The sequence below is a fragment of the Mucilaginibacter sp. UYP27 genome (assembly GCF_040547175.1).
Lineage (GTDB): Bacteria > Bacteroidota > Bacteroidia > Sphingobacteriales > Sphingobacteriaceae > Mucilaginibacter.
The window spans coordinates 965,535-977,215 of record NZ_JBEPPE010000001.1; the positions used below are offsets into that span (position 1 = coordinate 965,535).

The 11,681-nt window shown below is 44.6% G+C and carries 5 protein-coding genes, 2 tRNA genes and 3 rRNA genes; 7 read left to right on the forward strand and 3 right to left on the reverse strand.

Features of this window, described 5'->3' with window-relative positions:
• Window positions 1-900, reverse strand: a complete 900-nt coding sequence (locus tag ABIB39_RS04265) for an ABC transporter ATP-binding protein (protein ID WP_354427599.1) — start codon at window positions 898-900, stop codon at window positions 1-3.
• A complete protein-coding gene (locus tag ABIB39_RS04270; protein WP_354427600.1) occupies window positions 894-1,097 on the reverse strand; it encodes a hypothetical protein in 204 nt (67 codons plus the stop codon). The genes ABIB39_RS04265 and ABIB39_RS04270 overlap by 7 nt, the downstream gene beginning before the upstream one ends.
• Before the next feature lie 383 nt (window positions 1,098-1,480).
• Between ABIB39_RS04270 and ABIB39_RS04275 the strand changes: the two genes are divergently transcribed.
• Window positions 1,481-2,395: a sensor histidine kinase gene (locus tag ABIB39_RS04275; protein ID WP_354427602.1), complete on the forward strand. Its 915-nt coding sequence runs from the start codon at window positions 1,481-1,483 to the stop codon at window positions 2,393-2,395.
• A gap of 2 nt (window positions 2,396-2,397) precedes the next feature.
• Window positions 2,398-3,123: a LytR/AlgR family response regulator transcription factor gene (locus ABIB39_RS04280; protein ID WP_354427604.1), complete on the forward strand. Its 726-nt coding sequence runs from the start codon at window positions 2,398-2,400 to the stop codon at window positions 3,121-3,123.
• Window positions 3,124-3,179: 56 nt separating this feature from the next.
• Here the strand turns inward: ABIB39_RS04280 and ABIB39_RS04285 are convergent, their stop codons facing one another.
• Entirely contained in the window at window positions 3,180-4,583 is a 1,404-nt protein-coding gene (locus ABIB39_RS04285) for a methyltransferase RsmF C-terminal domain-like protein (protein WP_354427605.1), read from the reverse strand.
• Window positions 4,584-5,283: 700 nt separating this feature from the next.
• On the opposite strand from ABIB39_RS04285, the gene ABIB39_RS04290 reads away from it, so the two are divergent.
• The 5 genes from ABIB39_RS04290 (at window position 5,284) to rrf (ending at window position 10,742) form a co-directional block, all read left to right on the forward strand.
• Window positions 5,284-6,805: ribosomal RNA gene (locus ABIB39_RS04290) — 16S ribosomal RNA — on the forward strand.
• Window positions 6,806-6,964: 159 nt separating this feature from the next.
• A tRNA-Ile gene (locus ABIB39_RS04295) sits at window positions 6,965-7,039 on the forward strand.
• Between the two features lie 46 nt (window positions 7,040-7,085).
• Window positions 7,086-7,162, forward strand: a tRNA-Ala gene (locus ABIB39_RS04300).
• A 273-nt stretch (window positions 7,163-7,435) separates the two neighbouring features.
• A 23S ribosomal RNA gene (locus tag ABIB39_RS04305) occupies window positions 7,436-10,320 on the forward strand.
• 310 nt (window positions 10,321-10,630) lie between these two features.
• A 5S ribosomal RNA gene (rrf, locus tag ABIB39_RS04310) occupies window positions 10,631-10,742 on the forward strand.
• The 16S, 23S and 5S rRNA genes sit together here with 2 tRNA genes alongside, the layout of an rRNA operon.
• The last annotated feature ends 939 nt before the right edge of the window (window positions 10,743-11,681 follow it).

The window sequence follows — 11,681 nt, forward strand, 5'->3', positions numbered from 1 at the left end:
TTAGTTGGCTTTGGTGGTAATGTCTAAGAACAACCTTTCAAGGTCTTTTCGTTGCTTGTTGATGCCAAAAACAGTGAGGCCGTTTTGGATAAGCAGGGTGTTGATTTCGCCAATTTGCTCTTTAGATGTAAAAGGCACATATAAGTGGTCCTGGTCAACGTCGGTCACCGTAAAGTTATGGCGCTTTAAAAGGTTAGCGGCATCTACCGTATTATCCGTTTCTATATTGATAAGTGGTTGGCTAATGTTTTGCAGGTCGCTTATCGTTCCCTGAAACATCAATTCGCCATTATTAATAATGCCTACGTGGGTAGCCATCTTCTCTATCTCGGCCAGTAAGTGGCTGGATATAAACACGGTTTTACCTGTAGCAACCAGGCGCAACATCAACTCGCGGATCTCGATGATCCCGTTAGGGTCAAGCCCGTTTGTGGGTTCGTCTAAAATTAAAAGCTTGGGGTCATTCAATAAGGCAAGGGCGATACCCAGGCGCTGTTTCATCCCCAGCGAATACTGGCCGGCCTTTTTATCGGCGGCGTCGGTTAGTTGTACCAGTTTCAGCATTTCATCAACCTTTGCTTCGTTTACCTGCAATAGCATGGCGCGGTTCAAAAGATTTTCGCGGCCGGTAAGGTGCTGGTAAATGGCGGGCTGCTCAATCAACGAACCTATCTGTTTTAAAATTTCGATGCGGTTGCTGTTTAGCTCTTTCTCAAAAATATGAATGCTGCCCTCGCCCGATTGTAACAGGTTAAGCAGCATTTTAATGGTAGTGGTTTTACCGGCACCGTTTGGCCCTAAAAAACCGTATATACTCCCCGCGGGTACTTGCAGGGAAAGTGATTTAACAACTTGCTGGTTGCCAAAGCTAAATGATACGCCTTCGGTTTGGATTACCATAGGTTTTGCGTAGCAACGGAGGCAACTGTTTTAACAACCGTTACGCCTTTTATAAATAATGATGTTGCATGCACAGCAGAATTGTTGGCAGTAAATTGTTTCTGTTCAAACTGGTAGCTAACGCCCATTATAATGGCAAAAACTACAGGGGCCAATAATAAAATAAATGGATTTGAGTTTGAAACTAACTTTTTCATTGTGTGTGTGATTTTGATAGAACAAAGGAATACTAAATTACGCACCCCCTAAAATGATTTAGACCAACAGGCAGCATTTGTAGATGAACGGGTAAAAAGCACGTTTAACCCGTTCGTCGGTTTTTTTAGCCTGTTCATCGAAACAATGCGTTGCTACATATAATTGCACAGCTAAATCCGGGTATAAATATTACTTTAGATGCAGGTTAAGCCTGTTCTAAACCCTTTCGTTTGGAGGGGCAGGTGAGGTTGCTTTGTAATTTAAGATACAACACTATAATATATAGATGAAAAGGGCTTGGCAAATTTTCTGGCATTTACTATTCTGGCTAAGCATGATCTCACTTTTTGTGGTTTTAGGGCACAGCGGAGGAAAAATGCCTATGAAAACATTGCTTGTTGTATTTTTGCTTTTTGGCGTAATTAACATCGGCCTGTTCTATTTAAACTACCTGTTGCTTATCCCGAAGTATTTAGATGTTAAGAAGTATAAGCAATACGCTATATATATAATAAGCGCCCTGATCGTGTTTGGGCTTGTCAAATATGGGGTAGCGCTTATATTTAAACAGATCGCTTTAGAGCGTGGGGGTAAGATCATTACTTTTTGGCAATACGCTTTCAGTACCTTATTTACCAGTGTCATCTTTATTTTTTTGAGCACAGTTCTAAAATTCACTACCGATTGGTTCTTGAACGAACGCGTTCAGCGCGACCTGGAGAACCAGCGCCTAAGTGCCGAACTATCGTTCTTAAAATCGCAGATCAATCCGCATTTTCTGTTCAACTCGTTAAACAGCATCTATTCCCTGGCTTATCAAAAATCTGATACCACGCCCGAGGCCATTCTTAAACTATCCGAAATTATGCGCTACATGCTTTACGAGTGCAACGATAATAAGGTGGAGCTCAGTAAAGAGATGCAATATCTGCAAAACTACATCGATCTGCAAAAGATCCGTTTCGGCGACAAAGCGTTCGTCAATTTTGAAGTAACAGGGGAGGTAACAGATCAGCATATTGTACCGCTGTTGCTGATCTCGTTTATAGAGAACGCCTTTAAACATGGGGTGGCTAACGATGCGGCATCGCCCATCTTGTTAAAAATAAGCCTCGAAGATGGTCACCTAACGTTTTTCATCCAAAACAAAAAACATACGCATAACCGCGATTCGTCCGGTGGGATAGGGCTTGCAAACGTTCGCCGCAGGCTCGATCTATTATACCCCGGTAAATATAATTTAGACATTCGCGACGAAGCGGATACGTACACTTGTCAATTATCCTTAGTTTTATAGCCATGATCCGTTGCCTTGTTGTTGATGATGAGCCTTTGGCGCTTAATATACTGGAAGATTATATCTCCAAAATGCCTTCGCTGCAATTGGTGAAAGCCACTACCAATCCTATCGAGGCGCTTACTATGGTTCAGGATGGCGGCATCGACCTGGTTTTTTTGGATGTACAAATGCCCGAGCTTACCGGCATCCAGTTCCTGCGCATCGCCAACGGCAAAGCCAAAGTGATATTAACCACTGCCTACCCGCAGTATGCTTTAGAAGGTTACGAACTTGATGTGGTAGATTACCTATTAAAGCCCATCGCTTTCGACAGGTTTTTTAAATCGGTACAAAAGGCGCAGGGCATCATCCAGCCGTCGGCAAAACCGGCACCCGTGGCCGAGCCTGTGCAGCAGGACGATTTTATGAGCGATTTTATCTTTGTAAAAACCGAGCATAAGATCCAAAAGGTTTACCTGCACGACATCCTATATATAGAGGGCTTAAAAGATTACGTATCCATCTTTACCGCCGCCGAGCGGATCATAACCCTTCAAGGCATGAAGAAGATGGAAGACGCCCTGCCGCCAAAGCACTTTATCCGCGTGCACAAATCATACATCGTATCTATCAATAAAATAGACAGCATCGAGCGAAGCCGCATTTTCATTGGCGATAAAGTAATTCCCGTTGGCGATACTTACAGGGATGAGTTTTTTAAGATAGTGGATGGAAAGAATATATAATTCAGTTGGCAATTTTTATTTGGCAGTAGACAATACCTGCTAACTGTACTAACCGCCTACTGCAAACTGCTTGCCTGGCTCATTATTCTAATCTCTTTAGGGTAATAATTATTGATTCGGTTCGGCAGCAGCTTCGCCCAGCCTAAAGCTAAGCCCTGGTAAGTCATCAAACTCCAGCCTTTGCCGGTTATCTGCATGTCTATATTATCCCGGCGCAGGTATTGGATCGCCTGCTCTTTGGTTAGTTCGGTAGATAATACAATCTCTTTATTAATAATAAGGCTTAAGGCCAGTTCATGATCAGGGATCAAGTCGTTACCAGCCAACTTCCCAATCCGCACGCCCGACTTCTTTATATATAGGTGCCGGTGCAAAATGTTCAGGCTTTCTTTGTGTTCGCGGTTTATGGCCAGCCAGTCTTCGTTTACTTTAAACAGGTAAAAGTCGTCTGCATTATTAATATAGCTTTTTACAATGTCCATTTCTTTGGCGGGGAGTTTCTGCTGCCCGTTGTTTTTATAGTTGGATATCCCGCCGCTGCTTTCCTTTTTACGCAGGCAGCCAGCAAATAAACCTTCTCCTTTTACCTTGCCCGGGTAAAAGCGATAACCCCAAGCTTTGTTAAGTGGCGATTCGGTTTCAACAATTCCCCACTCTTTATATATAGGTACGCGTACACTTTCTAAACCAAACTCGGCGCAAAGCCAATCCAGTATATCCTCATTTTCCTGGTGCGAATAGCTACACGTACTATATATAAGGTATCCGTCCTCTTTTAGTGCGGGGTAAATATCTGCGAGGATCCGTTCCTGTCGTTGGTGGCAAAGGTTCACGTTGCCTTCGCTCCATTCGTTCATTGCGGCGGGGTCTTTACGGAACATGCCCGAGCCTGAGCATGGCGCATCTACCAGTACCACATCAAAAAAACTATGGATGGTGTTAAAGTCCCGTGGGTCGTTATTGGTAATTATAGTGTTTGATGTACCCCAGCGATTAAGGTTATCACTTAACATAGGTACACGAGTTTTAACGATCTCGTTTGCCACCAGGAGGTCGCTGCTGTTTAAAGCCGCATTAAGTAAGGTAGATTTACCGCCGGGCGCCGAGCAAAGGTCTAACACTTTAATAGCATCGTCTTTATTTGGGCGAACGGTATTCAATATATGGCCGATAAACATGGATGATGCCTCCTGTACATAATAGGCACCTGCGTGAAATAACGGGTCGAACGTAAAAGATGGCCGCTCATTTAAATAAAAACCTTCGGCACACCAGGGCACTTGCGAGTCGGTTTTTACCATTGATTGCTTAAAAGGATTGATTCGGATAGATGTTGGGGCAGGTTCTGACAGGTGCGCATCCATAAAATTTTGGCGGTCGAAGCCTTGTTCACCGGTCAAATCATCTAAAAACAGTGGCGGGAAGTTGAAGTTTTCCATATCTAAATCAAACTTACGCATTTTTTTATGGCCCCAAATAATGCCTTTAACACGTAATTTGGGGTTTAAATGGGGTTGATTGATGTTTGCATGTATAACGCCTGCGTTAATTGATGTTAATTTACAGGTAGTTACATAATTGTTTTAATTATTTAAAAATAATGCTTGTATGGGTAGGGGTTTTCTCCTTACATTTGTGGCCGCTCAAATAAAAAGGGCGTTGTTTTTTGAAGATTTAGCGAATAAAAAAAAAGTTTAAAAAGTGAATATTTCACTTGCCAAACAGAAAGATTATTTGCACCTTTGCAGCCCGCAACAACGAAAGGAATTGCGGTTGTTAATTGAAAAACAAAGCGAAAAAAATAAATTCAAAATAAGTGAAAATAACACTTGACACGAATCAAAAATAATCGCATCTTTGCATCCGCTTCTACAACGAAGCAAAGCATTGAAAAACAGAAGAAACCGCAATGGTTTTTGAAATACACATTGAGAGTTTAGACCGCAATGGTCAACAACATAAAGCAGAGCCGCGAGGTGAAGCGCACAGTTCTTAAAAGAGATAGAGAATAAATTATGCAGCGTAACGGCAGGGAATTCGAGAGAAGGAACTGATTGTTATTAAAGCGAGCTTAAGATAGTGGATAATGTAAGAGAATATTTTTTTTTACAGATTTCTATTGATGAGTTAATAGGGTCTGGATTTGAACAAACACATTATACAATGGAGAGTTTGATCCTGGCTCAGGATGAACGCTAGCGGCAGGCCTAATACATGCAAGTCGAACGGGATTGAGAAGCTTGCTTTTCATGAGAGTGGCGCACGGGTGCGTAACACGTATGTAACCTACCTTAATCTGGGGGATAGCCTCTCGAAAGAGAGATTAACACCGCATAACATTATCGGATAGCATTTTCTGATAATCAAATATTTATAGGATTAAGATGGGCATGCGGAACATTAGCTAGTTGGTAAGGTAATGGCTTACCAAGGCTACGATGTTTAGGGGATCTGAGAGGATGACCCCCCACACTGGTACTGAGACACGGACCAGACTCCTACGGGAGGCAGCAGTAAGGAATATTGGTCAATGGGCGCAAGCCTGAACCAGCCATGCCGCGTGCAGGAAGACGGCCCTACGGGTTGTAAACTGCTTTTGTACCGGAATAAACCTTTTCACGTGTGAGAAGCTGAATGTACGGTAAGAATAAGGATCGGCTAACTCCGTGCCAGCAGCCGCGGTAATACGGAGGATCCAAGCGTTATCCGGATTTATTGGGTTTAAAGGGTGCGTAGGCGGTTCTTTAAGTCAGGGGTGAAAGACGGTAGCTTAACTATCGCAGTGCCTTTGATACTGAAGAACTTGAATACACTTGAGGTAGGCGGAATGTGACAAGTAGCGGTGAAATGCATAGATATGTCACAGAACACCAATTGCGAAGGCAGCTTACTAAAGTGTCATTGACGCTGAGGCACGAAAGCGTGGGGATCAAACAGGATTAGATACCCTGGTAGTCCACGCCCTAAACGATGAATACTCGATGTTGGCGATATACGGTCAGCGTCTAAGCGAAAGCGTTAAGTATTCCACCTGGGGAGTACGCCCGCAAGGGTGAAACTCAAAGGAATTGACGGGGGCCCGCACAAGCGGAGGAGCATGTGGTTTAATTCGATGATACGCGAGGAACCTTACCCGGGCTTGAAAGTTAGTGAATGATTCAGAGACGAATCAGTCCTTCGGGACACGAAACTAGGTGCTGCATGGCTGTCGTCAGCTCGTGCCGTGAGGTGTTGGGTTAAGTCCCGCAACGAGCGCAACCCCTATGTTTAGTTGCCAGCATGTAATGATGGGGACTCTAAACAGACTGCCTATGCAAATAGAGAGGAAGGAGGGGACGACGTCAAGTCATCATGGCCCTTACGTCCGGGGCTACACACGTGCTACAATGGATGGTACAGCGGGCAGCTACCTGGCAACAGGATGCCAATCTCGTAAAGCCATTCACAGTTCGGATCGGGGTCTGCAACTCGACCCCGTGAAGTTGGATTCGCTAGTAATCGCATATCAGCAATGATGCGGTGAATACGTTCCCGGGCCTTGTACACACCGCCCGTCAAGCCATGGAAGCTGGAAGTGCCTGAAGTGCGTAACCGTAAGGAGCGTCCTAGGGTAAAGTCGGTAACTGGGGCTAAGTCGTAACAAGGTAGCCGTACCGGAAGGTGTGGCTGGAATACCTCCTTTCTGGAGCATTATCCAAAATTACTTTGAGTACGCAAATGACAGTTTAACTGTTACCTGCATGATTATTTTCTTATTTATTCTCTAAAAAAACAACCCGGAAGATGAAGCCATCGGTTGTGGTGCAGCCATAATAGTGGCAAGATTGTAAAAATAACACACAGTCCTGTAGCTCAGTTTGGTTAGAGCACTACACTGATAATGTAGGGGTCAGCAGTTCAAATCTGCTCGGGACTACGAGGTGAAGATACCAGAATAACATGGTATTGATAAACATCTGAAAGGGGGATTAGCTCAGCTGGCTAGAGCACCTGCCTTGCACGCAGGGGGTCAACGGTTCGAATCCGTTATTCTCCACCACACCCTCCGTTTCCTTAACAGGATAGGATATAATGCAAGTTACTGTACACGTTGTGTAGTATAGGGTAAAGTTCTTTGACATATTGGAAGAAGTAATTAAAAAGAGAAAACAACAGTAGAGACGTTGTTTGGCTTTAAATACTTGCAAAAGGAAGAAAGAAACAAGATAAAAGACTTCGGTCCAAGTCTTGGCTCGGATCTCCCGGCACATTTATTTGAACGAACAACATATCAAAAAGCATACAGTGATGAGCAAAAGCATCACAAGTATAGAAGAAAGTAAGAAAGGGTACACGGGGGATGCCTTGGCTCTCAGAGGCGATGAAGGACGTGATAAGCTGCGATAAGCCGCGGGGATTAGCAAATATGAATTAATCCGCGGATTTCCGAATGGGGAAACCTAACTATTTGAAGAATAGTTGCATAAATGCGCAAACCTGCTGAACTGAAACATCTAAGTAAGCAGAGGAAGAGAAAATAATAATGATTTCCTGAGTAGTGGCGAGCGAAAGGGAAGAAGCCCAAACCAGTTATGTTACGGCATAGCTGGGGTTGTAGGACCACAACATGAATATCAAAATGAACCGGAAGGGGGTGGGAAACCCCGCCATAGAGCATGAGAGCTGCGTACGGGTAAGTAATGATAGGATAGTGGTATCCTGAGTACCGCGAGGTCGGAGACGCCTTGTGGGAATCTGCCGGCACCATCCGGTAAGGCTAAATACTCCTGAGAGACCGATAGTGAACCAGTACCGTGAGGGAAAGGTGAAAAGAACCCCGAACAGGGGAGTGAAATAGAACCTGAAACCGTGTACTTACAAGCGGTCGGAGCACCTTCGTGGTGTGACGGCGTGCCTTTTGCATAATGAGCCTACGAGTTACTCCTCTCTGGCAAGGTTAAGTGTTTAAGACACGGATCCGAAGCGAAAGCGAGTCTGAATAGGGCGTATAGTCAGAGGGGGTAGACGCGAAACCTTGTGATCTACCCATGGACAGGTTGAAGGTGCCGTAACAGGTACTGGAGGACCGAACCGATAAACGTTGAAAAGTTTCCGGATGATCTGTGGGTAGGGGTGAAAGGCTAATCAAACTGGGAAATAGCTCGTACTCCCCGAAATGTTTTTAGGAACAGCGTGGTGGTTAAGTTATATAGAGGTAGAGCTACTGATTGGGTGCGGGGGAGTCAAATCCTACCAAATCCAGACAAACTCCGAATGCTATATAATATACACTGCAGTGAGGCTATGGGTGCTAAGGTCCATGGCCGAGAGGGAAAGAACCCAGACCATCAGCTAAGGTCCCCAAATTAACGCTAAGTTGAACTAACGAGGTCCGATTGCACAGACAGCTAGGATGTTGGCTTGGAAGCAGCCATTCATTTAAAGAGTGCGTAACAGCTCACTAGTCGAGCGATCGGGCATGGATAATAAACGGGCATTAAGCGTTATACCGAAGCTATGGATTATATACTATGTATATACTGGTAGGGGAGCATTCTAATTGCCGGTGAAGCAGGAAAGACAATTGACTGTGGAGGAATTAGAAAAGCAAATGTAGGCATAAGTAACGATAAGGCGGGAGAGAAACCCGCCCACCGAAAGACTAAGGTTTCCTGATCAACGCTAATCGGATCAGGGTTAGTCGGGGCCTAAGGTGAAGCCGAAGGGCGTAGCCGATGGACAACTGGTTAATATTCCAGTACTTTTTATAACTGCGATGCGGTGACGGAGTAGTGACACTGACGCGAACTGACGGAATAGTTCGTTAAAGGCCGTAGGTATAGGAGAGGTAGTTAAGTACGCCACTCTTGCTGAAAGCTGATAGTACACTGAGCCTTCGGGTAAGGTGATAGTTCAGGTAATCAGACTTCCAAGAAAACCCGCTAAGCTTCAGGTTATAAAAACCCGTACCGTAAACCGACACAGGTAGTCGAGGAGAGAATCCTAAGGTGCTCGAGTGAATCATGGCTAAGGAACTCGGCAAAATGGCCCTGTAACTTCGGGAGAAGGGGCGCTGGTAGCAATATCAGCCGCAGTGAAAAGGCCCAGGCGACTGTTTAACAAAAACACATGGCTATGCAAAATCGAAAGATGACGTATATGGCCTGACACCTGCCCGGTGCCGGAAGGTTAAGAGGGGATGTTATTCAGCAATGGAGAAGCATTGAATCGAAGCCCCGGTAAACGGCGGCCGTAACTATAACGGTCCTAAGGTAGCGAAATTCCTTGTCGGGTAAGTTCCGACCTGCACGAATGGTGTAACGATCTGGGCGCTGTCTCAGCCATGAGCTCGGTGAAATTGTGGTATCGGTGAAGACGCCGGTTACCCGCAACGGGACGGAAAGACCCCATGCACCTTCACTACAACTTAACATTGATATCGGATACAGGATGTGTAGGATAGGTGGGAGACTGTGATCATGCTTCGCTAGGAGTATGTTAGTCAACGTTGAAATACCACCCTTTCTGTATTTGGTGTCTAACTCGATAATGTCGAGAACATTGTTTGGCGGGTAGTTTGACTGGGGTGGTCGCCTCCAAAAAGGTAACGGAGGCTTTCAAAGGTAAGCTCAGTACGCTTGGTAACCGTACGTGGAGTGCAATAGCATAAGCTTGCTTGACTGTGAGGCAGACAAGCCGAGCAGGGTCGAAAGACGGATATAGTGATCCGGTGGTTCTGCATGGAAGGGCCATCGCTCAAAGGATAAAAGGTACGCTGGGGATAACAGGCTGATCTCCCCCAAGAGCTCATATCGACGGGGAGGTTTGGCACCTCGATGTCGGCTCGTCACATCCTGGGGCTGGAGAAGGTCCCAAGGGTTGAGCTGTTCGCTCATTAAAGTGGCACGCGAGCTGGGTTCAGAACGTCGCGAGACAGTTCGGTCCCTATCTGTTGTGGGCGTTGGAAGTTTGAGTGGGGCTGACCTTAGTACGAGAGGACCGGGTTGGACTAACCTCTGGTGAATCTGTTATGCCGCCAGGTGTACTGCAGAGTAGCTACGTTGGGAATAGATAAGCGCTGAAAGCATCTAAGTGCGAAACTAGCCACAAGATGAGACTTCCATTGAGGATCGTAGCAGACTACTACGTTGATAGGTTACAGATATAAAGGTGGTGACATCAAAGTCGAGTAATACTAATAATCCGAAGCTTTCTCATAGCAGGTAATGAATGGTGTTAGAGATCCGAGGCCGTAAGAAGCAAGGACCAGGAGCAATCCCGGTTCCCATATCCGATCCCTTGCCTCTAACACCGAGCAAAACAAAGCTGTTGTTTTCTCTGATACTTACTTCTTTCAATTATGTTTAAGTTTGCTATAGTAGCAAGTATATCGTATCAAGTAGCAAGACATGGTCTTCTTCCTGAACATATGGTTACTATACTTACAAAATAAAATATTGGTTAGCTTAATAGCGCGTTTAAAGTCTTGATACTTGATACACGCTACTAAATACTAACTATAAAATATTCAGGTGCCTATATCGGCGGTGTCCACCTCTTCCCATTCCGAACAGAGAAGTTAAGCCCGCCAGAGCCGATGGTACTGCAGTAAAATGTGGGAGAGTAGGTCGGTGCCCAATCTTAAAGTTAAACCCTTCATCCAAAAGATGAGGGGTTTCTTTGTTATATACTTTTCTCATCCGCACACCTCCGCATATCCCCCCACATATGCACATCCTAATGCCTCCCCTTGTTCACGTTCACGGCCGTGAACGCCACAACTTTTCCACATACTGGTCTTAATCAGATACTTCCGTTTTTGTCACTACTGACAATATTGTGTCACCATGGATTAATTATATTCGTATACAATACCTTTCGGCACAGTTGTTTTGTCTACCTTTTAACTCGGCTGTAATCTCTTATATCGGGGTGGGGTTGAGTTCTATCTTTCTAAAGATAGAATGAGAGGGCATACTTGTAACTATTAGCGTACCCTTAGATACCTGGAACGTAGTATTTGACCTGTAGAACTTGAATAGGTCAAAGAAGAACAGAAAAAGAAGATAAGTAGCAGATAGATACTTTTACCCAACGAAGCCGTATAAAGTATCCCCGGGTGAAACAGAAACAGGATAAGCAATAACCAAACGTGGCCATCGTCATTTAAGCGTTTAGCTATGGTAGATGCAATTACATAGAACAATATAGCCGTACCACCGCAGATGCTAATACAGGTGCAGGTGTTTTGCTAAATATGCTGAATAAAAAAGTAGCGTAAAACGGGATAATGGGTGCGGTTAGGCACATAGCCTTTATACGGTTTCCTAATACCTCAAAAATTATGTTAGATTTTTCGATATAAAACAGCGACTCGTGATTATTACCCAAGCTTATTTAGGTAAATGCCGCACAAGAGATAGTAAGCCAACAGTATGAGGGTTATTATAGAAAGATATATGGTGCCCGTTATCTGGGCTACAGCTCATTATCTATTATAATTACGGTAACATAACGATACCAATTACCTAACAGAGAACCCTGAAGATTATTGACGAATGGATTTTGTCAAGTAAGCG